The following is a 25963-nucleotide window of genomic DNA, read 5'->3' on the forward strand; positions in this document are numbered from 1 at the left end:
TGATTCGCAACAGGCAAAGACGCCTCTTAGATTTGGACTCACTTTGGTGATGACGATCTAAGAGGCGTTTTTCGTTTTGTATCCGAGTTATTTCAGGGGTTCTGGATGAGAGGGCCTATTATGGTAAAGAAAAGTATGGCAAAGGAATGCATTAAATCAGCTTGTCCGTATTGTGGCGTGGGTTGTGGAGTAGAAATTAATAATAAAAACCAGATTGTAGGCGACCAAGCACACCCTGCTAATAAAGGCGCTTTGTGTGTTAAAGGCTCTGCATTGGCAGAAAGTTTGGACATGCCATCTCGCTTACTCTACCCAAGAATAAACGATGAGCAGATCGAATGGTCGAATGCGATTGAGAACATTGCCGACAAATTGCATCGCACCATCGAACAATACTGCCCTCAAGCTGTCGGTATGTATGTCTCCGGTCAGTTATTAACCGAAGATTACTATGTTGCCAATAAGCTGATGAAAGGCTTTGTTGGAAGCGCCAATATCGATACCAACTCACGTTTATGCATGTCTTCAGCGGTGGCCGCTCACGTTCGCGCTTTTGGGGAAGATATCGTGCCTGTCAGTTATGAAGATCTTGATCATACTGATCTCATTGTGATTGTTGGAGCCAATACTGCGTGGACGCATCCGATTTTATTTCGTCGGATCCAACAAGCCAGAGAAGCCAATCCAAATGTGAAACTAGTGGTGATCGATCCACGAAAAACCATTACCGCAGAGCAAGCCGACTTACACTTACAAATTGAAAATGACGGAGATGTGCCGTTATTTAATGGGCTCTTGCATTACCTTGTTCAGAATGGGGCTACTCAAGAGTCATTTATCGAACAATATGTGAATGGATTTAACGCTCTTAAAGCCTCTTTATCCGAGAGAAGTCATTCTATTGATGCGATTAGCCAGCAACTTAAACTAGACCCGGTATTCGTTAAAACCTTCTATCAATGGTTTGCCCAATCACCAACTGCCATGACGCTCTTTTGCCAAGGGGTCAATCAATCAGAATCAGGTACTGACAAAGCCAATTGCATCATTAATGCGCATTTAGTGACGGGGAAAATTGGTACGCAAGGAAGTGGGCCATTTTCAATTACGGGGCAACCTAATGCGATGGGCGGTCGTGAGGTTGGTGGATTGGCCAATCAATTGGCTGTACACCGTGGTTTTGATCAGGAATCTATTCAGCAAGTTGAACAATTTTGGCAAGCGCCGAATATTGCGACTGCTCCCGGCCTAAAAGCCATCGATTTGTTTAATGCGGTTGAGCAAGGCGAGATCAAATTCTTATGGATCATTGCAACCAATCCAGCCGTTTCTATGCCGAACTCAGAGCAAGTCAGACGCGCTTTAGAAGTATGTGACTATGTCGTGGTATCCGATATTACCTCTCATACCGACACCGCTACATTTGCCGATGTCCTTTTGCCTGCGGCCGGTTGGGGAGAAAAACAGGGCATGGTGACCAACTCAGAGCGTTGCCTGACCAGACAACGACAATTTTCTGCGCCACCGGGAGAGGCAAAACCCGATTGGTGGATGCTAGCCGAAGTGGGTAAAGCTTTATGCCAAAAGCTTGGTGTTTTCGAAAAGCATAGAGTGACATCGGGCTTTGAGTTTGAATCCGCGGCGGATGTGTTTAGGGAGTACGCAGCATTATCTGGTATCAACCGAGACAGCCCTTTTAAATTCGATTTATCCAGCTTGAGCCAACTGAGTGATGAAGAATACGCCAATTGGCAGCCACAAGCTTGGCCTTTAAATGGGCAGCCTGTATTGCAAGATAAGCAGAGCCCAGCCAATCAGACTCAAGCATTGTCTTTCCCAACGGCCAATGGCAAAGCGAATTTGGTGCTTGCCGATGAAGTCAACATCGCTCATCACAGTGAAAATACTTGGTGGATGAATAGTGGTCGCCAACGAGACCAATGGCATACCATGACTCGTACCGGGCACATCAGTCATTTAGCTGCCAGTGAAGTGGAGCCGACGGTGTACCTTAATCCGATTGCCGCAGAGCAAGCTCAATTGCAAACGGGCACATTGGTTCAGATCCAAAATCCCAACCGTTCTGCTAACAATGCAACGAATAGCAATGAAACGGATTTTAATACAAACAGCTTAATCGCTCGTTTAGCGGTTGATGCAGGGTTAACCCAAGATCAAGCCTTTATGTCGATGCATTGGGCAGGAAAGTTTGGTGGACAAAGCCAGGTCAATGCAAGTTTAGCGAGCCTAGCCGATCCGCATTCAGGACAGCCAGCGTTTAAATCGCAACGGGTGAGTATTACTGCTTTGCCAGTCAGTCATTATGGCTTATCAATCGGGCTAGATTTGAGTGATGGTGAGCTATCACAAACCCTTTGGCCTTATAAAAGTTTGCAACATGTAGACTTTAACCAAACACGCTCTAATGCTTTGTATCAGCAAGGGGTATGGCGATTTGCCGATACTCACGCGATCACCAAGTCGGACATTCAGCGCCTAGTTCAACAACAATATCCCAATAGTCAGTACTTGGTGTTAGACCAACAAGATTCATGGCTAGTCGTGATTTTAGTGTCTAAAACGGTGATTGGCATGGTGATGATTTCAAGCCAGCCAATCGAACTGCAAGCCGAATCACTGCAACCTTTTATTCGCGAAAAATTTAACCTAGGTGGCTTGTTATCTGTACTCAGCGCCAAAGGTGGGAAGGTGAGTAAGTTGGTGTGTAGCTGTTTTCGAGTAACTGAGCAAGACATTCTCGATCAGTTAGAACAAGCACCGAATATGGGGCTAAGAGAGCTGCAAAACATATTAAGTTGTGGCAAAAACTGCGGCTCTTGTCTTCCAGAAGTCAAAGGCTACTTATCTCAATCGATAGATGTTGTATCGATTAAATAACCTAGTTAAAACGATTCCCACACAAGGAAGTGTGTTATGAAAAATCAAATTACGACAAATTTTCGTCAGACAAATCATTTGCTTGGCACCATCAATATGGGTCAATCTGGACATCAATTGAATAGCGACAAAATGAAAGCCTCTACTTCAAGCAAAAAGGGCAAAGTACTATTGGTAGGCGCAGGGCCGAACGATCCTGAGTTGTTGACTATCAAAGCCTATCAAGCCATTCAAAAAGCAGATGTGGTGGTGTTTGACCGTTTAGTTGGACATGAAATTTTAGATTTGATCCCAGAGCATTGTGAGCAAGTTTATGTCGGTAAACGTTGTGGTCAGCCGAGTTTGAAGCAAGAGGAAATCAACCAGATTTTGATTGAACAAGCCGAGCAAGGTAAACAAGTGGTTCGCTTGAAAGGCGGCGATCCGTTTATCTTTGGTCGTGGCGGTGAGGAGGCTTTAGCTTTAATAGCGCAAGGCATTCAATATGATGTGATCCCCGGTATTACTGCCGCAATTGGTTGCGCCGCTTCTGCGAAAATCCCGCTGACTCACCGTGGTGTCTCTCGTAGTGTGACCTTAGTGACAGGGCGCATTATGGAAGGGGCATTTAACTCATGGTCAGGTTTGGTGAGTTCAGGACAAACTGTGGTTTTTTATATGGGGCTTGAACAAGCAAACTCGATTCAACAAGGTTTGCTGTCTTCGGGTTTAGCCTCAAACACGCCGGTCGCGATTATCGGTAATGGATGCAGTGCCCAAGAAACAACTTATATCACAACGTTAGATGAACTCCCTATGCAGGCTATCAGTTTGAAAGGGCTAACACCGGCGCTGATTGTTGTGGGGGAAGTAGTCGCCTTACGTGATGAGTTAATGGCTGAATTAACAGAAAATGCGCATCTACCACTTTAGGGTTATTTTGTTGTTTTATAAGCATTTTTTTATATGATGGGCATGTATGTTGCTTTGTATTAAAGATTGATATTTAGACTATTGCAAGGATGCAACGTCATGGCTCAATCTTTATTTGATTCCGAATCTTTATTAATCACCAAACACACACCATTGATTATCTGCTGTGATCATACTGAGCAGCAGGTGAAATTGTGCGCTCAATTGGCACAAGATTTTGAAGATATTACGGTATGCTCTTTAAAGCAGCTTCCTGAACGAGTGCTAAACCAACCTAATGCTTGTCTGATCATGGCTTGGCAAAAGCCTTGTGCTGAGCTTGTATGTGTTATTGAATTTGCCGATAAAAAATCCATCCCTCTTTTACTGTTAACTCAACAACTTAATCACGATGATGCTCACTACCTTGTTGGGTCAAATAGCTATGCATTATTATCTACTTCGACGGAAGGGAGTCTGTTGGGATGGGTTCAATACGCCAAAAATGTGCGCTTAAATGCGATCAAACAAACCCAAGAAATTCAAAAATTAAATCAAAAACTAGAAGACCGAAAATATGTCGATCAAGCGAAAGGATTATTAATGAAACTGCATCATTTAGATGAACAGCAAGCCTATCAAGCACTACGAACCTCAGCGATGAAGAATAGCCAAACCTTAGGCCAAGTGGCTAAAAATCTGATTGCCACCTTAGAAAACATTAGTCTCTAAGGAAAAGCATTAGCCTTTAATAGTAGATCTACCTTTTGTATGGATATAACTAGTGCAAACTTGCACCATAAAAAATCACAAATGATTGCTCGTCGTTATAGGTTTAGCTAACTCACTGAAAAATAGAGATACTTAAAGTTGGCATGGAAATTGGATTAGTCATAAGTAGAAGCAAAATTAAATTATCGATGAAGTGAGCTATCAATGGCGGTAGGTCAATCATCAACGAATACATAGCAAAGGCGCTAGCGATCTTAGGATCGGTAGCGCCTTTTTTATTGGAAAAATGTAGACAGGGAGTCGCTCATGAAGAAAACACTTTCATTGCTTGCCGTTGGAATTTCACTGGCTTTTAGCCCAATCACACAAGCTAAAGTGACCATTGGAGAGCCAGAAAAAGAAGATCTTACCTTTGGTTTTATTAAGTTAACCGATATGGCGCCGCTCGCTGTCGCGTATGAAAAGCACTATTTCGAAGATGAAGGCTTGTATGTTTCATTGCAATCTCAAGCGAACTGGAAAGTGTTACTGGATCGTGTGATTGATGGTGAGCTTGATGGCGCACACATGCTTGCCGGTCAACCGATTGGTGCAACCATTGGTATCGGCACCAAAGCGGACATCATCACCGCTTTTAGCATGGATTTAAACGGTAATGCCATCACAGTTTCAAATGATGTTTGGGAGCAAATGAAACCAAGCTTAGCAAAAGATGCTGATGGAAAAATCGCTCACCCGATTAAAGCCGATTCATTAAAGCCAGTGATTCAGCAATACAACAGTGAAGGTAAGCCTTTCAAAATGGGTATGGTTTTCCCTGTCTCAACCCACAACTATGAACTGCGTTATTGGTTAGCAGCGGGTGGGATTAACCCAGGTTTCTACGCACCGGATAAAGGTGATAACAGTGGAACATTACAAGCGGATGCTTTGCTTAGCGTAACGCCGCCACCACAAATGCCAGCCACTATGGAAGCCGGTACGATTCATGGTTACAGCGTTGGCGAACCTTGGAACCAACAAGCGGTATTTAAAGGCATTGGCGTTCCTGTTGTGACAGATTATGAGATCTGGCAGAACAACCCAGAGAAAGTGTTCGGCGTTTCAAAACAATGGGCAGAAAAATATCCAAATACTCACTTACGTGTGGTTCGCGCCATGATCCGCGCCGCCTATTGGTTAGACGAAGAAAACAACAAAAACCGCCAAGAAGCAGTTGGTATTCTGGCGCGTAGTGAATACGTCGGAGCCGATAAAGCGGTGATTGCGAATTCAATGACTGGCACCTTTGAATACGAAAAAGGCGACAAGCGTGACATCCCTGATTTCAACGTCTTCTTCCGTCATAACGCGACTTACCCCTATTACAGTGATGCCGTATGGACGCTGACACAAATGCGCCGTTGGGGACAAATCTCTGAATACAAACCGGACTCTTGGTACATGGACATCGCCAAAAAAGTCTACCGCCCAGATATCTATAAGCAAGCGGCTCAATCATTGATTGATGATGGCACGTTTAAAGCTTCTGATTTCCCAGAGCTTAACTCTAGTGATGGCTTTAAAGCGCCGCAAAAACACTTTATCGACAACATTATCTTCGATGGTAAGCAGCCAAATGCGTATTTAGAAAAGTTCCCAATCGGTCTGAAAGATAAAGATACGATCTAATCATCAAAGGTCAGCAGGCCCTAGACGATTAAAAACAAATTCAAGGAAGAAAAGTTATGTCGAATTCAGCAGTGATATCACCCAAAAAGAAGAACAATGTTTTTTCATTATTGCCATACAACTCAAGCCAGGCTTCGATTTCTCAAGCGAAAAAATGTTTACTGCCTATCGTGGGAATTGTGGTGTTCCTTTTAATGTGGAGCTTAGCGGCGAAACAAGTACAAACCTCGCTAGGAACCTTGCCGGGACCTTATGAAACCGCGCAACAGTTTTCCGGTTTAGTGGATGAGCACTTTGCCAGCCGTGAGAAAGAGCAGGCTTTTTACGATCGCCAAGAAGCGCGTAATGAAGCCAAGCTTGCCAAAGATCCGAGTGCTGAAGTGCGCATTCGACCTTATACCGGCAAAGCGACGTTCTTTGATCAAATCGCCACCAGTTTACTGACAGTTGCCGCGGGCTTCTTACTAGCAACGGTAATCGCGATTCCAGTCGGGATTGTGCTGGGTCTGAACCAATCTTTATATCAAGCGTTTAATCCGGTTATCCAATTGCTTAAGCCCGTTTCACCATTAGCTTGGCTGCCCATTATCACTATGGTGGTGAGTGCCACTTATGTAAGTGACGAACCTATGTTTGATAAGGCTTTCATCAACTCATTATTGACCGTATGCCTGTGTTGTATTTGGCCAACACTAATTAACACCACGGTTGGCGTAAACAGTGTAGATAAAGACTTGCTGAATGTGAGCAAAGTGCTGCGTTTGTCTTGGTGGCAACATGTGAAAACCATCGTTCTACCTTCGGCCGTACCAATGATTTTCACAGGTTTACGTTTGTCGATTGGTATCGCTTGGATGGTATTGATTGCGGCGGAAATGTTGGCGCAAAACCCAGGCTTAGGAAAGTTTGTGTGGGATGAATTTCAAAATGGTAGTTCGGATTCATTAGGCCGCATCATGGTGGCAGTGATTGTGATTGGTTTTATCGGCCTACTGTTCGATAAAGGCATGTTGTTACTACAGAAAAAAATCTCATGGGATAAGAAACAAGAACTTCGATAAGACAAGTTCAACCAATAGCGATTTCGAAAAAATCTCAGGATGGAGAAAGATTATGACAGTTATGGAAGCCCTAAAAGCGCAATCACAACAACAACCACAATCACAAGAGCAAGTCACGGATAAGGATCAAGTTGCGCCAGAAAATAAACACTATCGTCCAATGGTAGAGCTGACGCGACTAGGCATGCGATTCCCAACACCCAAAGGCGAGTTTATCGCACTAAAAGGGGTAGATTTAATGATTAAAAAAGGCGAGTTCGTGTCACTAATTGGGCACTCAGGCTGCGGTAAATCGACCGTGCTTAATTTAGTGGCAGGTCTGACTCTGCCAACCGATGGTGGCGTAATTGTGGATAGCCGCGAAGTCGATGGTCCGGGGCCAGAACGCGCAGTGGTGTTTCAAAACCACTCACTATTGCCTTGGCTTACTGTTTATCAAAATGTGGAATTGGCGGTTAAGCAAATTGCGCAAAAACAGCAGAAAGGAAAAGCGTGGATCAAAGAGCAAACCGATCATTATTTGTCATTGATTCAAATGCACCATGCGGCAGATAAAAAGCCAGATGAGATTTCTGGTGGTATGAAGCAACGTGTCGGGATCGCCCGTGCACTAGCGTTGCAACCTAAGGTGTTATTGATGGATGAACCTTTTGGCGCGTTAGATGCATTAACTCGCGCTCACCTGCAAGATTCATTAATGAAAATTCAAGCCGACCTAGGTAACACCATCATTATGATCACTCACGATGTAGATGAAGCAGTATTGCTGTCTGACAAGATTGTCATGATGACCAATGGCCCATCTGCCACTATCGGAGAAGTGTTGGATATTCAGTTAGAGCGCCCAAGAAATCGCGTGGAGCTCGCCAACGATCCGCAATACCAAGGCTATCGTCAGTCGGTATTGAAATTCTTATATGAGAAGCAATTGCACCCAACGCCTCAATCTGAGCCATCTGCTTCAATCTCTTCTAAATCAACATCTTCCAAATCAACCAGTGCGAAAGTGACCTTCGCTTCTGATATTAAACGCGCATAAGGAGTATGCCATGAATAATGTAATGAGTAGCTCACCAAGCAGTAAACAAAACTTGGTTATTGTGGGTAACGGTATGGTTGGGCATCACCTTGTTGAGCGTTTAGTGGAAGCCAATGCTACCGAGCATTACTCCATTACTGTTATTGGTGAAGAACGTTTTGTTGCTTATGATCGAGTCCATTTATCATCAGTATTTTCCGGTCAAAGCCATCAAGATTTATTGCTAAGCAGCGAAGATTGGTATCAACAAAATGGCATTCGCCTGATCTTAGGAAGTAAAGTCACCACACTAGATACCGATAACCAACGTTTAGTGATGGATGATGAAGACGTTTTAGCTTATGACAAATTGGTGCTATCAACGGGATCTTATCCTTTTGTGCCACCGATTGAAGGCAATGATCGTGAGCAATGCTTTGTGTACCGAACGCTGGATGATTTAACTGAAATTCGTCAAGCTTGTGAAAAATCGAGTTCTGGCGCGGTAATTGGTGGTGGCTTACTGGGGCTTGAAGCGGCCAATGCATTGCGTTTGTTAGGGGTAGATACTCATGTCATTGAGTTTGCGCCAAGACTGATGCCAGTACAGTTAGATGCCGGTGCCAGTGGGGTATTGGAAGACAAAATCAAATCACTTGGTCTGCATGTGCACCTTGATACCGCAACGACTTCGATTACTGATGGTGAAACTGCTAAGCACCGTTTGAATTTCAAAAATGGCGAATTTATTGAAGTCGATGTCTTGGTATTCTCTGCGGGTATTCGTCCACAAGATGCCTTAGCACGTCAGGCAGGATTGGCGATTGGTGAGCGTGGCGGCATTGTGATCAATGATGATTGCCAAACCAATGATTCTAACATTTACGCAATTGGTGAATGTGCGTTGTGGGAGCAAAAAATCTTTGGTCTAGTGGCACCAGGTTATCAAATGGCGCGCGTGGCTTGTGGCAGCTTATTACAAGAATTTGCAATCCCAACAACAAGCTTTAAAGGTGCGGATATGAGCACTAAATTAAAGCTGCTTGGTGTCGATGTAGCCTCGATTGGTGACGTGCAAATGATGACTCAAGGCGCGCAAGAAATGGTGCTACAAGATACGGTTGCCGGCAGTTATAAAAAGCTGGTGGTCAACGCGGAAGGCGACAAGCTATTAGGCGCTATTTTAGTTGGTGACAACACTGATTATGATGCCTTGTTGCAATGCTACCTGAATGACACACCACTGCCCGATCATGCTGCTCATCTATTATTTGATACCTCCATGCTATCCGGTGAAGTTTCAGATAACGCGCTTATTTGTTCTTGTCATAACGTCACGAAAGGCGACTTGGTAGAAGCGATCCATGCGGGTAGTCACGACTTAGCGTCACTGAAATCTTGCACCAAAGCAGGTAGTGGTTGTGGCGGTTGTAGCAACATGGTGAAAACCGTGCTGGATAATGAATTAGCGAACATGGGGATGGAAGTGAATAACCACGTTTGTGAGCACTTTGAGTACTCTCGCCAAGAGCTTTTCCATTTATGCCAAGTGGAAGAAATTAAAGATTTCAATACTTTACTTTCTGAGCATGGTCACGGGCTCGGTTGTGATTTATGTAAACCAACCGCAGCTTCGATTTTTGCTTCACTTTGGAATGAGCATATTTTGGATCCTATCCATCATAGCTTGCAAGATTCTAATGATGCCTTTATGGCCAACCTACAAAAAGATGGTTCTTACTCAATAGTACCGCGTATTGCTGGTGGTGAAATTACCCCAGATAAACTGATCGCTCTAGGGGAAGTGGCTAAGAAATACGACCTTTATACCAAGATCACTGGTGGTCAACGTGTGGATTTATTCGGCGCGCAAATGGGCCAATTACCCGACATTTGGGAAGAACTGATCAAAGCCGGTTTTGAGACGGGCCATGCCTACGGTAAATCATTACGTACCGTGAAATCTTGTGTTGGTTCTACATGGTGTCGTTATGGGGTTGATGATTCGATAGGCTTGGCGATTGAACTTGAGAACCGCTACAAAGGCTTACGTTCACCTCATAAAATTAAAATGGCAGTATCCGGTTGTACCCGTGAATGCGCTGAAGCTCAAAGTAAAGATATTGGTGTAATTGCCACTGAAAATGGCTGGAACTTATATGTGTGCGGCAATGGCGGCATGCGTCCACGTCACGCGGATTTATTTGCTGTCGATTTGACTAAAGAACAACTGATCCAATATATCGACCGAGTATTAATGTTCTACGTTAAAACCGCTGACCGATTGCAACGTACTTCAGTATGGCTAGAAAACCTAGAAGGTGGTCTCGAATATCTACAACAAGTGGTTATCGAGGATTCTTTAGGTTTAGGCGATGCTTTAGAAGACCAAATGCAATTAGTGGTCGATACCTACCAATGTGAATGGAAAACCGCGGTTGAGAACCCACTTAAGCGTGCCAAATTCCGTCCATTTATCAATAAAGAAGAAGGAGAGTATGGCGTGCCGATGACTTATCAACGCATTCGCGAACAACGTATTCCAACCACCTTTATTGATGCGACGGCTGCGCAAGCGGAATCAAACGTTAGCATGGATGAGCAACAACCTGAAAAAGTAGGAGCTTAATTATGTGGCATAAAGTATGTGAATTAAATCAATTGAATGCTTACCTAGGTACAGGCGCTATGGTGGATGATCAGCAAGTTGCCTTGTTTTATTTACCATCAGAGAAAAAACAAACGTCAGAACAAGTATTTGCGATTGATAATTGGGATCCGATTGGTAAAGCTTTTGTGCTGAGCCGAGGTATCGTTGGTGATGTTAAAGGTACGCCATGTGTGGCATCGCCTTTGTATAAACAGCATTTTGATTTACAGAATGGTCAATGTGTTGAACAGCCGGAAATTCAAGTGAAAACCTGGCAAGTGAAGGTAGAACAAGAGGCGGTTTGGATTAGTCGTTAATATAGCCTTCGTATTTGGAGATGCAGCTTTGTTGACGGCGTTCATTCACCCCAATCACATAGACAAGCTATGCTCATGGGGCTTCACTCACTTGTCGCCTCACTGCAACTCCAATTACTTTGGCTATATAGTTTAGGGCGTTTCACTCTCGTTATTCAAACTATCGGATATCGAGCATTCGAATAACGAGAAGCGCAGCGCCCGAGCAACGATAGATTAATCGCTACTCGCTCTAGGCTGCGTCATTCTTAAACTACTGACAATGGCTGCAACTGTGGCAAAACTTGCCGCTAAAATTAACGAAGCATGGGTGCCGTTATCGTGGAACATATTAAACATTAAAGCCACTAACGCTGCGCCTGTGCTTTGACCAAACAAGCGCGCCGTACCCAACATGCCACTGGCACCACCGCTGCGGTTACGTGGTGCAGATGAAATAATCGTGTGGTTATTGGGAGACTGAAATAAGCCAAAACCAGCACCACATAATATCATCGGCACAATAATATTTAAGTCACTTGGACTTGCCGGCAACATCACTAATATGAATAAACCAAGCGCCATAATTGCCATACCAATCCCACCTAATAAACCTGCGTGAACACGTTCAATTAAATAGCCAGATAATGGTGCCATCACCATAGTGGCGAGCGGCCAAGGCGTCAGCAATAATCCCGTCTCAACTTCGGTTCTACCTAATACGGATTGCAAAAAGAAAGGCAGTGAAACCATTGCGAGCATTTGGGCACAGAAGGAACAAATTGAGGTGCACATTGAAAGTGAGAAAATAGGAATTCTCAATAAATCAATTGGCAACAATGGAACGGTAAGGGTTAATTGTCGGCGAATAAAGAAGAACCCAATAACTGCAACCGCAAGTAGTTCCGCAGTAATTAACGTGGCAGATTGACCTTGTGAAAAGCCACTAATGGCTGAAATTAATAAACCAAAGGTCAGCGCATTCATAATGGCACTTGGAATATCAAAACGTTGCCCTGCGGATTTTTCTTGGTTAGGGGGTAGGAATTTAATCGCAAAGATCAGTGCCACAATACCAATAGGCACATTGACTAAAAAGAGCCATTTCCACGACGCGATAGAAAGGATGGCTGCGGCCACTGTTGGTCCGGCGGCTGCCGATACTGCGACAATAAATGAGTTAATACCCATTCCCCGCCCCAAAAATCGCTTGGGATAAATCAGCCGGATCAAGGCAATATTCACACTCATAATGGCTGCCCCACCAAACCCTTGTAATACACGAGCGAAGGTTAGCATTTCAAGTGACGTCGAAAGAGCACAAAACAAAGAGGTGCAACAAAATACCCCTAAACCCACTTGATAAACACGACGAAAACCAACCATGTCACCAATAAAGGACATAGATAATAACGAGATGATAATGGCAATTTGGTATGCGTTGACTACCCAGATAGATTCGGCAGGGCTGGCATTAAGATCGGCGGCAATGGTTGGTAGAGCAACATTGGCAATGGCACCATCAAGTACTGCCATTGTGATACCAAGCGCGATGGTAATAATAGCGCCTAATCGCTGTGGGTTAGCTAGGCCATCTTGAGTTGAGGTATTCATTTTAAAAGGCAAACCGGAAAGGAATCAAAGACATATCTTGTAACATATAAGCGGTAATTCTACGAGTGAAAATTAAACATCCCGACCTAAATCTAGTCAATAATATGGGAAAATTTTTTATTAACAGTTGTTTGTTTTTTTCACTCTACTAGTTTGGTAGTGTTTCAGTTTATCGGTGTAGCCGTTTTTTAATTAAGAGGTGTATGTGGTATCTCAATATCCAGTGTATGTTCGTTTAGCGTTAATATGGCTAGGCTTAGCGGTAGTTCCTAGTGGGTTGCTGTTAACTGGCCAGCAAGTGTTTCCTTGGTTAGATTTGTCGAGTTGGTTTGCCGGTTTACTTTATGCACTTACATCAACAGGCACGGCTCCATACGCAATCTTAACGGTAGTGGTATTTTGGGCGTTTAGCTTTAAGTTTATGAACAAACTTTACTGGCAGAAAATGGTACTTGCCACTTTGTTTGGACTATCGATTAGCTTTACGCTTAATCATGGCCTTAAATCACACTTTGAAGAGCCAAGACCGAACTTCACGTGGTTAAGTCAGCAAGCTAATTCTCCCATTGATTTAAGTACTTTCTATCAACAAGAAGATAAGCAACGTAGTGCGGATGTTGAAATGGCATTGCAGCAATACCGTAGTGAATCCGATCCTCAACAATTAAATACCAATCCACCACTTAATGTTTCCAACAGTTTGCAACATCACTGGGTACATGAAGTAGGCTTCGCTTTTCCATCGGGCCACACTATCTTTGCGATTACTTTAACGTTAATCGCCAGCTATTATTTGCTTCTCTCTGGTGCTACTACTTTGAATGTCATAGTGTTTCTATGGGGTTTAAGCATGGGAACGAGCCGTATGTTATTAGGCATGCACTGGCCACAAGATGTTTTAGCCTCAACTTGTCTTGCCGTAATAATTAGTGTGCTGAGTGTTGTTGTTATTGAGAAGGGGTGGGGACGATTTAAGTTAAGTAGCTATGCGAAGTAGCGACTTACTTCCTTTAACTATAACTTATACTTGTGCCTAACAGACGGCTTTCGTTACACTGCGGGCCGCATTTAAATACTAGGAAAACTGTAAATGAAAAAGTTAATTCCGTTTATCGCCTTATTACTGACTGCTAATGTGTATGCTTCTGGGGTTGACCTGAAAGCGACAATGAAAGAAATGAAAATTGAATTCAATCACGCCGCAAAAGCGCAGAATATTGATGAAATGAAAGCGCCCGTTGAAAAGCTGACGGTGTTAGTCAATCAAGCTAAGCAAGGTACTTACTCACCAGAAAAACAACAATTGTACTTAGAAGGCTTTAATAAATTGACCACAACATTAAATAGCGTCGAAACGCATCTTGACGCTGGTGAATTTGAGCAAGCTAAAGAAGAGTTACGCCAAGTAGATGATCTTCGTGTTGAATACCATGACAAGCGTAATCCAAGTATTTGGAGCAAGTTGTTCGGCTAAAAACGAATAAAACTGAGTCAGATCTTCTTTTGTTAGAGTGGAAGATCTGACTTGGCTAACCATTTAATGATCTAAAGATTTAACGCCCCCATCTCGTCATTCCGGAAACGAGGAACGAGTTATCCGGAATCTATTACACTAAAAATACTTACGTGAAAGCGAAGCCCTGTATCTTCTTCACCTAGGATCATGGGGGAGACCATTTATGCCCCAAAGTAGTTTGAAGTAACCAACCCCATCCCCGCTTCCCCTTATATTGACACCTACTACCAAGTAGCTTCGTCTATCAAGGGGAAGAGCTGGTCTTTGTCGCTTGTAGCTATAATGCCTACTTAAGATTTACCGCTCATTATTAGATCGTCATTCCAGCCGAGCCTAAGCGAGAGCAGGAATCTACTTATCACGCGCTGAATATTTCAAGTGTATTTCTTTAGGCAGATACCATTAAACAACAAGCGATCACAAATAACTCCCTCCCTTTACCAATGAAAAAGGCTTGGGATCAAAATTTATAGCCAAGGGAGGGCGGGGGTTGATGTGAGTGATCTATTTATGCGCTAAAGTAGTTTGAAGTAACCAACCCCATCCCCGCTTCCCCTTATATCGACTTCTGCTGCCAAGTGACATCATCTATCAAGGGGAAGAGCTAGTCTTTGTCGCTTGCAGTTGCAATATCTACCCAAGATTCCCGCACATTATTAGAGCGTCATTCCAGCCGAGCCTAAGCGAGAGCAGGAATCTACTTATCACGCGCTGAATATTTACAGTGTTTTTTATGTAGATACCGTTAAGCAACAAGCGATCACAAATAACTCCCTCCCTTTACCAATGAAAAATACTTGGCATCAAGATTTTACAGCTAAGGGAGGGCGGGGGAGGGTTGATGTGAATGACTTATTTATGCCCCCGAACCGTTTTAGTCATATCGCTCTTTTATGTCCTGCTAGTGCTAATTTGCCCTACTCAATGTTATCCAATAAGCGTGAGATAAGTCGGATTATAATGAAGTTTGATCACGTATGACTTTAAAAATCGAGGTCGATTCTAGTCGGCGAGTTAAGAAGGCAATATGTTTAGTTTGGCTAATGGTGCGGTCAAACATTTGTTGGCACTTAAATATGATGTAAGATTCATAACCTCATGAACAATAATGATGAACGGACTAGGCAATGGAAGCAACGGTTTTAGAGTTTCACCTTGAATACAACTCTAACAGGAAGAACCCTGCGGAAGTATTTCACGCTATGGGGGATTTCATTTCAGCGTATCAGGAAATGGGGCAAATTATTGCTCAGGCTGTTGATTCAGAGATGATCTTTGATGTTGAGTTGCAAGAAGTTACTCATGGTTGCATTCTCGCTAAGTTGTTATTAAAGGTTGAGGAGTGGACAAGACCTGACTCCCTTTTCAGGGAGTTGACTGGTGAGATGTCTCAAAAAGAGCAGGTTCAACACATCACTAATATTGAAAGAGATAGACTGAAGAATGAGATGGCTAAAAGAGGTCGTTCAAGTCACCTTGATCCTTACATTAGTGATTTAGATGTTGCTTTAGTTGCTGAGAAGTGGTCTGAGGGCAATAAAAATCTGTTACCTGATGAGTATCTTAAAGTTTGCAATGAAGGCGCTAAGTTAGCTGAGGTAATCCCTTTTGACCCTAACTTTAGATTCACTGGTAATGTCAAAAAGATGTTCTCTAGTGACCAAGGTCACTTTGACGGTGAAGAAGTCGTTGAAGTTTTTAAGCCTTGTAAAAAGGCTACTTCTAAGTGGGAAGTAATTAGCACTAGGACTCATAAGAGATATAGCGCAGAAATTACACACAAAGAGTGGTTGGATGAATATCTTAACTCTGAGGTTCGTCTGGGGGGGAGTGACTATCTGAGAGTTCACGCAGAGTATGACGTTGTCGTTGAGAAAGGTGAAGAACGTATCAAGAATGCAAAGATAAAAGAGATCAAAGAAGTTATTACTTATCGTGGAACTCAGAATGAAATACCAACATCAGAATGAGTTTAAGGCGGTAGCTACATCTTATCTGTTCATTATCACTCCATTCATCTTGCTTGTCTTGGTTAAGGTCTTGACGGGGAAGTATGATGATTTGTTGCTTACAGGTGATTGGTCTATTGCTAGTGCGATGATTTATTCAAGTTCAATTATCAATGTTCGAAGTGCTACTAGAAAGTATCATGGCCAACTAAATGAAGTTGGTCTTGATTGGTTTATGACGGTTACCAGTGTGATGTCAGCAATTAGCGTTACGATTTATGTAGTTGCTTTAATGCAACCTAGTAAATGGGTCGGCGTGTTGCAGATAACTCTATTCGTTGCTGCTTCATTTGCCCACATGAAATACGGGAGGTTAGCTTATCGCCTTAGAGGTGAGAGTTAAGCGACTTTCCATGCCTGAGTTAATTAATGGTTTGCTAATGCAAAAGTTGCTGCCCCTTTTCGTCTTAAATTAAAAGTTCTCTAGAAGATCATAGAGTTATTTAGCGAATCAAATGCGAACAGAAAGTATATGAAACTAATTTACGTTTATGTTGAGCAGCACAATGTCCTTGAGGACATTGGTGTCAGACTATCAAATGCTCATAAAGTAACCTTTGAGCGTCAACAACTTTTTCTCGATACTGTTGAGAGTAACCTTGATTATTACCATGGAATTCAAAGTACTGCGATAGTTGGCAAAAACGGCACGGGGAAAAGTACATTACTGGACTTTATCGAGTCTTCTTATGAAGCGACAGATTCTACTGGATTCTTTATTTGGTTCAATGAAAAGGAAAAAATCTATCATCTTTGCCCGATAAATTTTGACGTTGACTCAATTAAAGTTGAATCTACGCACACGGTAAAAGTGAACAATAACTATAGAAGGTTTCTTAATTATCATAAGGTTAGGTTGATAAAAGCAAATAATTTATCTGGTGGTGAATCAAGTACAATTTCTAGAAGAACGAGAAAAAATGTTTTTTCACATGACTTATCTTTGGCTCAATACAAAACAAGTAGCCCAACGAAGTTAGCCCAGAGAATATCTCGTCTGATTAGCTTCTTCGCGAACAGTTCTTGGATGGCGAATGAACAAAATATTAAGGTGGAGTTTGAGTTTTTCTTCAAGCCATCTTCTACGATTTACCTTAAGAACCTTTTAGCTAGGGACGATGCTAGAAAAGAGTTTGAGCTTTCTTCTAAAGATCTAAAGTATTTAGAGCATATGCTTCAAACGAGACCAGCTTTCATATCGGATTCAATAGATGATCCGCGTGTATCTTTGTTTTCAGAATTGATGCGTGTAAATCTTATATCGATTCTTAGACATGTTACCAAGTACTCAGGATTTCGAGCTAAGCTGCAAGATTTCATGCTTGTAAAGTTACTATATGGTTCTTTTACAGGCCTAGTTGACCTATCAGAACCAGATACTGTTCTAGATCTCATACTTAGTAGCAAGATGTACGAGTACTCCGAAGTGAAAGCGATATCAGAAGCTGATGCATTTATAATTTGCAAGCGGTTTCACGACGTGGTGGGAGCAATTAGAAGAATATCGGAAGTCATCAGTGAGCACCGAATGGATATTGAGGTAAAAGATAAAGATAGATTTACCTCTTCGCAGACAGCGTTAATTATAGACCTGATGATGTCAATATCCAAACTTCCAAGCAATGTGGTTTCTAACTTCCATTATGGTTGGAAAGGCTTTAGTACAGGAGAATTTGCAAAGTTAAACTTATTTGCCGAGCTTTTCTATTATATCAATGATGAAAAGCGTTCAAGTTCGGAAAGTCACTTGATTGTCATGGATGAAGTCGATTTGTACTTGCATCCCGATTGGCAAAGAGAGTTTTTGGCTGATACGCTGAGTTTTTTGAAAGCTGAGTATCCACGAGATAGTGTACAACTAGTTCTTACATCTCACTCTCCTATAATCATTGGCGACTTTCTGCCTGAAGATATTGTTTCTTTATACCGGGAACCAAGACAATCTCCTCGAGTAGGGGACTCTTTTGGTTTTGGTACTCAGATTTTGCAACTTTATATGGATGGTATGCACTTGAGTTCCACGTTTGGTAGCCACTCTAAATCTCATATTGATAGGATTCTGAATAACAAAATTAATAACTGTCAAACGGCGTTTGATAAAGAGTTAGTCAGAAAAATAAAGAATTCAAATATTAGACGTATGCTAGGAGGTGATGAATGATTCAGTTGAAGACCTTATACTCTCCAGACTTTATTGAAGAGTACTCGGCTTTTTGTCTCAACTACATACGCCCAAGATTAGATACAGCGTTCGAGGAGCTTGAAGGCGAATTGCGAGAGAGGCTCGAGTTATATTTTAGTAATACTGCCCTCAGATTTCTTCTATCTTCAGATGCTTTCGTTTTGGAGGTCGCTTTCGAAGAGATTTTTGAGAGTGTCCCTATTCTGGCAGAGCGTTTTAATCCTAAGTTTTTTTTCAGTTCTCTTAATGTCGACACAAAATGTGATCATCTAAATCTGAGAACGAATGAAGGTAAGCTAGCTCTACTAAGAATTAAGGAAAATGTGCAAGCCGAGATCGAGACCTTCCTTACCGCAAAACCATCGATTTTGCTCGACGAGGTTGTTGAGAGCATGGACCAAGCAACTAAAGCAAGTGAGATCAAAGCCCAACTAGGAAAGATCACTAGTATGGTCAATGGGACAATTCAGGCTAACGATAATTTCAAAGCAAAGTTTCCAGCTTGGTTAGAATGTTTATCCAGCGCATTCAATTATGATTACGTTATAGCTAGGTTTGGTGCGCAGATAGTTAATCTGATTGATTTACATTATTGCCCCTATTGTGCCGAAGAAGGTATTGAGCCTTTCCATCGTTACAGGCCCGCTATCGATCACTATTTCCCTAAGTCAAAATTTCCTTTCCTAGCGCTATCGTTACATAACTTTGTGCCATCAGGTGATAGATGTAACAGTCGATTCAAAAAAAATAACGAGATGATTGGTTACTTCAACCCAGCACTAGACGAACTTCCTAACGTAGCTCTTTTTGACTTTGAATACCCGTTAGGACGTGACTTCATCGAAGAGGAAATAAGAGTAACTGTAAATAATTTATCACCCAAATTACATGCAAACTCAAGATTGTTTGAGCTTGAAGATGTATACAACAAGTTTGGAACAAAAAGAGAGTTTAAGAACCTGCATGACAGAATTAATCTTTTAGAAGGACTAGGGAGAGAGGAGGTATTAAACAACCCTCAACAAACTAGAATTTTGCTTAATGTAGATCTAACTTTGAGTCACAAAAAAGTTAGATATCAGAAATTTCTTGTCGATTCACTAAACTTTTTGGCTGATTGCAATTTAGTGGTTAATAGTCGCAGATAAACTTTTTGTCTCATGTTTGATTAGTTATACTAAACTTTATTTGCTGTGGCTCTGTGACTTCGGCCCCTAATAAGAAGCTTACCATTCCTGAACTAATTGATTATTTACTAAATTAGTAAATCGGTAACTCAAAATTGTCCAAACTCTAGTAACCCCAATCTATTTCTTCAAAAAACACCCCATTGATCAAATATCAATGGGGTGTTTTGTTTCTGGCTTTGGCTATTTATTTCTTACCTACAGCTTCGCGATCTCATCTTGTTTGTTATTTGGTTTTTTCTTGCTTTGCTTTTCTGCTTGCTTGATTAATTTCAGCAAGGTTTGAGTATCGTAATCTTGCTGTTGAGGGCTGTATAAACTTGCCATTAATGCGTTGATTTCTGACTGGATACTGTGTTTGAGATCGGCGGCTACATTTGAATGTCGTGCTTGCCATTGAGCAAAAGCACTGTGAATTTTTGCACCGTCTTTGGATTTAACAGCATCAATAAAGCTATTTGGCTGTGCTTTGCTTGGCGTTATTTCCTCTGTTGGTGTTTGAGGTTGTTTACGCTTTTGCTGCACCAATAATACTAGTGTAATTAGCCATAAAGCGGCAAATAGGGCAGTCGTGTATGGCCAAAAACTTGCGTTAGTATTATTAGCTGTAGAAACGACTTTAGGTTCAGCGGTGTTATGACTTTCGGTAGTGTTAGTTGTACTTTCAGGCTGCACGTTTAACGCTTGCGATGGTTGCGGCGCATTCTCATCTACTTTCGCTTTTAGAGTGATTCCATTTACCTTGGCGGTTTCTGCTTGATTGGCTTTTGAGTTCCACCAAGGCACGCTTACGGACGGTAGTGCAATGTCACCGGATTTTTTCGGCATGATGACTTGTTTTAGAATCATAACGGTATTGCCGGATTTATCTTGTCCAAATTTAGGTTTTTCGCTGTAAACACGCACTGAATTTGGGTAGTCAATTTTAATATCAGGCAAGCTTTCTGCGCTCACATCTTGCACGACTGGGGTGAGAGTTCGGGTAATAGGTTGACCAACCGTGGCTTCTATAGCCGTTGATGAGTCTAGCATGTTCCCTTCACTGTCTTACCAACCTTGCTGTAATGTTAGTGATCGAGTAGGTAAGCACGCTTTTTGATATTTTCGATCTTATCGGCATGGGTAAACATAGACATAAAAGATAAGAGTGTTGCCATAAAGGCTATAGTAAGTTTGTTTTGTGTTGGTGCAATTTTGGTGTCTTACGAATGTTTTGAAACGTAACCATAAATACCAATCTTAGTTAAACAGCCTCAGTTGGCTCGAGGCTGTTATGAACTTAAGCTCTTTTTTTGTGCGGGTTCGCTAATAGGCTGGAAACATTGGCGAATAATGTTTTCATTTCGATTGGTTTGTTTTGATCGACAATGATGACATCTCCAATGCTCATTGGCTTTGCTCTCTCTGCTAAAGAGGCCAGTTCTGGTAAGTATTCATGTTTAGGGTGCTTATCTGATCGATATGGAATTCTATCTTCATACCTTTGCGCGGCTGTTAAGCCAGATATGTTATTCCAGAGTTCGATAACCGTTTCCACACCTGAGTCGTTTAGGTAATTGATTAGCATTTCTCTGGGTTGGAATCCAAACCATGCATCTATAACAAAGGTATGATTGTTTGGGGCCTGTTTAATAATATCCCATATGACGTTATAGGCGGCTTTGCCAAGTTCTCGATTTATCTCTCTATTGTAGTCTTTGACCGTCGCCATAAATGGCTCTTTGATCGTGTCAATTGATAGGTACGTTAAGTTAAAATGATTAGCGATCTTGTGCGCGACAGAACTTTTCCCAGAGGCCGGTACACCATTAACCAAAATAACCGTTTTGCCTGTTTGGTGTGTCTTTTCGCTCATATCAACTCCAATAGCTGTTGCTGGGAAGTGACTCGACGTATGGCTTGTATCTTTTCCTCATCGTCGAGCATAGAGACAATAGAACCAATGCCTTGTTCTATGTGACCATTACTATCTGTCGCACCGAACATGATGATGATATCGGCAGGTATGCTTCCATTAAATGAGATTGGTTCTGCAAGCAAAACTAAGCTGAAACAATTTTGGATGACCCCACACTCGGGTCTAGCGTGAGGGATGGCGATACCTTCTTCAAAGACATAATAAGCCCCGTTGCTTTGAGTGCTTTCTATGACAGACTTAGCATACTCTTCCGTCAGGTAGCCATTTTTTATCAATGGCTGAGCTGCTAGCTGAATAACCTTTTCCCAATTGGATTCATTGATGCCAATTTGAATCGCATCTGATTCGATTAATAATTCTTTTATATTCATATCTGGCCTAAAAGTTTTTTCGAGTAGTGTTTCTAAGCTCATCCATTTTGATAAACAGATCGTCGACTTTATGCTGGTAATTTGGCGTTTTCGCAAAGACTTTGAGGGCTTTGTTGTACTCAATCATGAGTTTTTTTTGAGTATCAAAACTAGCCTCATCTTGCTTTAGCTTTACTTCCAAATCTCGAATGTTTTGCTCTATTTCTTGGGCTGTAAACGCATCGTTTTGTGATGACTTAGGTGAGGAATGAGCCTGATTAGGTTTTGTCTGAAACATGGATTGGATCATTTTAAACATAAATATTCCTTATCAGCTGCCAGGGGTACTGGCAGCGATGACTCTGTGTCTAATGATAATTATTGGAACAGTTGAATTTTCTGTTTCAGTACTTCTTGTACGGCATTATTCGCAGGTATTAAGAACTTACGAACGCTGTCATCCACCTTTCCTTCAGCACATGTCTTTTGAACATTACCGACCCACTGAACATTCATTTCAGTCCCTACGTTAACTTTTTCTATTCCACTTGCAACGACCAAACGCATGTCTTCATCACTTACTCCTGTTCCACCATGCAGTACTAATGGTGTTTTAGTTAGCTGTGTAATTCGATTTAGTAGTTCATGTTGAATATTTGTCTTGGCGGTATAGGACCCATGTACCGTCCCAATTGAAATCGCTAGCATGTCGACATTTGTGCCATCAACAAAAGCTTGTACTTCTTCTGGGGTTGTAAAGGCAATGTCACTTTCCGCGACTGCTTTTCCATCCTCACTTCCACCAATTGCGCCTAATTCACCTTCCACCGTTACATTTCGTGGGTGAGCGTACTCAATAATCAGCTTGGTATTGGCGATGTTCTCTTCTAAAGGTAGATGAGAGCCGTCATACATAACGGAACTAAATCCTGTGTCTATTGCAGTCTTAATATCGTCAAGATTTGAACAGTGATCTAAATGTAAACAAGCAGGAACATCTAAAGTTCTCGATAGTGATTTAATTGAATCCACAATCAGTTCATAGCCTAGGAACTGGGCGGTTCCCGTTGAAATTTGGATCATCAATGGTGAATTTGTTTCTTTCGCTGCTTTAAAAAATGCCGGTAACATCTCTAGGCAATGAAGATTAAATGACCCAATCGCTTGGAATCCTCTTTCCTTTGCAATCGCTCTTAATTCAGTGAAGTTATACAGTTTCATTTGTTAATTCCTTTTGTTTGTTTTCATTGTTAATGCTGCGGTGAACAAAATAGGTAACGGCGATGATGAAGGCGGTAAATATGGCGACAAATGTCCAGTTACCGTTGAAAGCATTACCCAGTAATAGCCCTGTAGATATGACATCAGAGTCACTAAAGGTCACGCCGACAAAGCCATAGCTTTCAAGCAGTGGGATAAGTATTGCGGGTAAGAACGTAATAAATAATCCATGAACCACTCCGCCAATAACCGCTCCTTTTCGGCCACCCATTGCGTTTCCGAAAATACCTGCGGTACCACCGGCAAAGAAGTTTGTTAATAAGCCAGGTAGAATCATGGCTAAGCCAAACATAGGGAAAACGAGCATCCCAATGATTGAGCCAACGGTTGTGGATAAGAACCCAACAATGACGGCGTTTGGCGAATATGGAAATAATACTGGGCAATCTAGAGCAGGCTTTGCATCAGGCACTAACTTCATTGCAATGCCACGGAATGCCGGTACTAGCTCATTCAGTAATAGACGAACACCTGCATATAAAACAAACACACCAGCAACGAACGTGATTGATTGCATAAAGGCATACATGAGGTAGTTAATACCGTTTGCTAGCGGTGCAATAAATTCTGGGCCTGCGAAAATAGCTGGAATTAGGTACATTGGTACCATCACAACCGCCATCGATAGGTAAGTATCATTTAAGAATTTAAAGCCATCAGGTAATTCAATGTCTTCAATTGACTTTGAATTCTTCCCTACTACTTTGGCGACAGCCGCTTGAACTAAATAGCCGATGGTACAAAAGTGTCCTAAAGCAACATCATCGGATTCTGTGATTTTTCTAACGATAGGCTGGGCGATTGCTGGCATTACGACGGCCATGATCCCACCAAAGATCCCTCCAGTCAGAATAAGAGGTAGACCGGTTAGACCTGCTTTATAGCCAATAACTGCACCAATCGTCGCCATCCATAAAAGAGCCTGACCTGTTAGGAATATGTATTTCCAAGGTGTGAATCGAGCAATGATAATATTGGTAATGAAAATGACGAGTAAGGTTAGAGCGACTTCTGAGCCAAGCTCTCTGTTTGCTAAACCCGCTATGGCAGCCACATCTGTGATGTAACCTGTCATGCCAAAGCCTTGCGTGAATATTTGGTTTAGGAACGTAAGGGTTTCAACAATAATATTGATACCCGCCATCATGACTAAAAAGCCAAGTAGGGTTTTAAATGTTCCTTCGACAGTTTTGCCGATGGATTTTTTTTGTAGAATTAAACCTAGCATAGCTATAAATGAAATTAATATAGATGCTTGGCCTAATAGGTCATGGATTATAAAGTTAAAAAAAGTGTTCATAGATAACCTCTATGTATTATTTTTTTGTAGATCTTTTTTAATTAAATATTTAAAAAAGGAGTGAGTTTTTCTTCTATTTCTTTTTTGTCGGTTAATTTGTTGAGGGATATTATTTTTGATGTTTGGGTTTCTGTCGCATCAGAACTTAAAACATCGGCAAATGTTTTTTGAGTTAATATTACATCGTAATCAAATGCACTTGCGCCGGACACATCGGTATGATCGATTGTGAAATCTACCCCTAATTTCTTTAAAACGGTTTTTGCACTCATTTCAATTGCAAAGCTTGAGCCTAATCCACATCCACACACACAGAGTACTTTAATCATGTTATATCCTTTTATTAGATTATATTTAGTTCTTTAGCTAATTTTACATAGTGGTCTTCCTTTTCTGTTTTTCTCCTTTGTATACTTGATAAATCAATGGGGATTGCTTTATTGCTAGAGTTTATAATTATTGCTTTATTTGTGAGCCCCGATTCTAGGCAACGAAGGACTTCTTTTGCCATTAAGGTTCCTTGATATATTTCTTCACAACAAGGTTCTCCTGAACGCAGGCTGAAGCCCATAATTGCCTTGCGAATTCGAGTGTATACAAGTGGTTCTAAATTTTTAATAACAGTGTCAATAGCCCCTTGAAAGCCTGGATAGTACTCTTTTGTATAGCCCTCAGAGCACAAGATGATGACGGAGTTTTGAACTTTAAGTAATTGATTTATCTTATTAGCTAATGCTTCATCACTGATTGGGTATTCAGGAATTAAAGCGATATCGGCATTTGCTTTTATAGATGACTGCAATGCGAGTTCTCCAGAATATGCCCCGAGTAATTCAACCATAAAAACTCGGCTAGGAAGTGCACGTCCCGTCATTCGAAGCTTTTGAACCTCTATCCTTATTTGCTCACAAGCGGTTGCAAACCCAATGGTATATTCGCTACCACTAACGTCGTTGTCGATAGTCATACCGACACCAAAACAATTAACGCCATAAAGAGATAATTTATTTAGAAATTGTAAGGACCCATCACCACCAGCTAAAATTAATACATCGATTTTAGTTTTGCAGAGATTTTTTACGATTTTAATATATTCCTCTTCAATGAGTAGCTTCTCTGTTCTTCCTGAATTTAATATAGGCATAGCAGAAGAAGCATAATCAATTAGATCGCAATAGCTAACCTCTTTAACCTTGTTTTTTAATAACCCTGTTATTCCTCCGTCATAAAGGAACATTTCTGAATTGGTAAGTTTAGCTATTTGTAGTAGGAAGTTATTTATACCAACGGCATCTCCTCCACTGATCGCGATTGCTATTTTCATAATTCCTCCTAAGCGTTGATGTGTTAATTTTGGCTTTTGTTAGGAATATTTTTTTGAATCAAATC

The 25963-nt window shown here is 41.6% G+C and carries 23 protein-coding genes; 14 read left to right on the top strand and 9 right to left on the bottom strand.

The annotated features are described in order from the left end of the window. Positions 1–135: 135 nt before the first annotated feature. From K358_RS0104220 to nirD, 8 genes are all read left to right on the top strand, one after another. Entirely contained in the window at positions 136–2898 is a 2763-nt protein-coding gene (locus K358_RS0104220; protein ID WP_027695646.1) for a molybdopterin-dependent oxidoreductase, read from the top strand. A 36-nt stretch (positions 2899–2934) separates the two neighbouring features. Next, entirely contained in the window at positions 2935–3810 is an 876-nt protein-coding gene (cobA, locus tag K358_RS18045) for a uroporphyrinogen-III C-methyltransferase (protein ID WP_051241172.1), read from the top strand. Between the two features lie 99 nt (positions 3811–3909). After that, positions 3910–4521 (top strand): ANTAR domain-containing response regulator, encoded by a 612-nt coding sequence (locus K358_RS0104230; RefSeq protein ID WP_051241173.1) that lies wholly within the window; start codon positions 3910–3912, stop codon positions 4519–4521. Between the two features lie 306 nt (positions 4522–4827). Beyond that, on the top strand, positions 4828–6192 hold the full coding sequence (locus K358_RS0104235) for a CmpA/NrtA family ABC transporter substrate-binding protein (RefSeq protein ID WP_027695648.1): 1365 nt from the start codon (positions 4828–4830) through the stop codon (positions 6190–6192). A gap of 56 nt (positions 6193–6248) precedes the next feature. After that, positions 6249–7253, top strand: coding sequence for an ABC transporter permease (locus tag K358_RS0104240; RefSeq protein ID WP_051241176.1), 1005 nt, complete (start codon positions 6249–6251; stop codon positions 7251–7253). A 160-nt stretch (positions 7254–7413) separates the two neighbouring features. Continuing rightward, on the top strand, positions 7414–8292 hold the full coding sequence (locus K358_RS0104245) for an ABC transporter ATP-binding protein (protein WP_027695650.1): 879 nt from the start codon (positions 7414–7416) through the stop codon (positions 8290–8292). 10 nt (positions 8293–8302) lie between these two features. Beyond that, positions 8303–10900 (top strand): nitrite reductase large subunit NirB, encoded by a 2598-nt coding sequence (gene nirB / locus K358_RS18050; RefSeq protein WP_051241177.1) that lies wholly within the window; start codon positions 8303–8305, stop codon positions 10898–10900. 2 nt (positions 10901–10902) lie between these two features. Further along, positions 10903–11238 carry a nitrite reductase small subunit NirD gene (gene nirD, locus K358_RS0104255; RefSeq protein WP_027695651.1) on the top strand — a complete coding sequence of 112 codons (336 nt, stop codon included), beginning with the start codon at positions 10903–10905 and terminating at the stop codon, positions 11236–11238. A gap of 216 nt (positions 11239–11454) precedes the next feature. Here the strand turns inward: nirD and K358_RS0104260 are convergent, their stop codons facing one another. Next, the gene (locus tag K358_RS0104260; protein WP_027695652.1) at positions 11455–12831 is read right to left on the bottom strand and encodes an MFS transporter; all 1377 of its coding nucleotides are present in this window, start codon (positions 12829–12831) and stop codon (positions 11455–11457) included. A gap of 205 nt (positions 12832–13036) precedes the next feature. Between K358_RS0104260 and K358_RS0104265 the strand changes: the two genes are divergently transcribed. The 6 genes from K358_RS0104265 to K358_RS0104295 all read left to right on the top strand — a co-directional run bounded on the left by K358_RS0104265 (position 13037) and on the right by K358_RS0104295 (position 19686). Next, positions 13037–13828 (top strand): phosphatase PAP2 family protein, encoded by a 792-nt coding sequence (locus tag K358_RS0104265; protein ID WP_038149670.1) that lies wholly within the window; start codon positions 13037–13039, stop codon positions 13826–13828. 93 nt (positions 13829–13921) lie between these two features. After that, positions 13922–14305, top strand: coding sequence for a cytochrome b562 (locus tag K358_RS0104270; protein ID WP_027695654.1), 384 nt, complete (start codon positions 13922–13924; stop codon positions 14303–14305). A gap of 1169 nt (positions 14306–15474) precedes the next feature. Beyond that, on the top strand, positions 15475–16317 hold the full coding sequence (locus K358_RS0104280) for a hypothetical protein (protein ID WP_027695655.1): 843 nt from the start codon (positions 15475–15477) through the stop codon (positions 16315–16317). Then, positions 16295–16699 carry a hypothetical protein gene (locus tag K358_RS0104285; protein ID WP_027695656.1) on the top strand — a complete coding sequence of 135 codons (405 nt, stop codon included), beginning with the start codon at positions 16295–16297 and terminating at the stop codon, positions 16697–16699. The genes K358_RS0104280 and K358_RS0104285 overlap by 23 nt, the downstream gene beginning before the upstream one ends. A gap of 129 nt (positions 16700–16828) precedes the next feature. Next, positions 16829–18517, top strand: coding sequence for an AAA family ATPase (locus K358_RS0104290; RefSeq protein WP_027695657.1), 1689 nt, complete (start codon positions 16829–16831; stop codon positions 18515–18517). Next, a complete protein-coding gene (locus tag K358_RS0104295; RefSeq protein WP_027695658.1) occupies positions 18514–19686 on the top strand; it encodes a hypothetical protein in 1173 nt (390 codons plus the stop codon). The genes K358_RS0104290 and K358_RS0104295 overlap by 4 nt, the downstream gene beginning before the upstream one ends. Before the next feature lie 237 nt (positions 19687–19923). Here the strand turns inward: K358_RS0104295 and K358_RS0104300 are convergent, their stop codons facing one another. The 8 genes from K358_RS0104300 to K358_RS0104335 form a co-directional block, all read right to left on the bottom strand. Beyond that, a complete protein-coding gene (locus K358_RS0104300) occupies positions 19924–20757 on the bottom strand; it encodes a BatD family protein (RefSeq protein WP_027695659.1) in 834 nt (277 codons plus the stop codon). Positions 20758–21004: 247 nt separating this feature from the next. Next, positions 21005–21580 (bottom strand): P-loop nucleotide/nucleoside kinase family protein, encoded by a 576-nt coding sequence (locus tag K358_RS0104305; RefSeq protein ID WP_027695660.1) that lies wholly within the window; start codon positions 21578–21580, stop codon positions 21005–21007. Beyond that, a complete protein-coding gene (locus tag K358_RS0104310) occupies positions 21577–22014 on the bottom strand; it encodes a PTS sugar transporter subunit IIA (protein WP_027695661.1) in 438 nt (145 codons plus the stop codon). Before K358_RS0104310 ends, K358_RS0104305 begins: the two co-directional genes overlap by 4 nt. 7 nt (positions 22015–22021) lie before the next feature. Next, positions 22022–22312 carry a hypothetical protein gene (locus tag K358_RS0104315; protein WP_051241178.1) on the bottom strand — a complete coding sequence of 97 codons (291 nt, stop codon included), beginning with the start codon at positions 22310–22312 and terminating at the stop codon, positions 22022–22024. Positions 22313–22371: 59 nt separating this feature from the next. Then, positions 22372–23214, bottom strand: coding sequence for a class II fructose-bisphosphate aldolase (locus K358_RS0104320; RefSeq protein ID WP_027695663.1), 843 nt, complete (start codon positions 23212–23214; stop codon positions 22372–22374). Continuing rightward, positions 23201–24574, bottom strand: coding sequence for a PTS sugar transporter subunit IIC (locus K358_RS0104325; protein ID WP_027695664.1), 1374 nt, complete (start codon positions 24572–24574; stop codon positions 23201–23203). The genes K358_RS0104320 and K358_RS0104325 overlap by 14 nt, the downstream gene beginning before the upstream one ends. A 41-nt stretch (positions 24575–24615) precedes the next feature. Continuing rightward, on the bottom strand, positions 24616–24903 hold the full coding sequence (locus K358_RS0104330) for a PTS sugar transporter subunit IIB (protein WP_027695665.1): 288 nt from the start codon (positions 24901–24903) through the stop codon (positions 24616–24618). Positions 24904–24917: 14 nt separating this feature from the next. After that, positions 24918–25898 (bottom strand): 6-phosphofructokinase, encoded by a 981-nt coding sequence (locus K358_RS0104335; RefSeq protein ID WP_027695666.1) that lies wholly within the window; start codon positions 25896–25898, stop codon positions 24918–24920. Positions 25899–25963: the final 65 nt, after the last annotated feature.

Origin of the sequence: Vibrio litoralis DSM 17657 (assembly GCF_000426765.1) — a bacterium.
GTDB classification, from domain to species: domain Bacteria; phylum Pseudomonadota; class Gammaproteobacteria; order Enterobacterales; family Vibrionaceae; genus Vibrio; species Vibrio litoralis.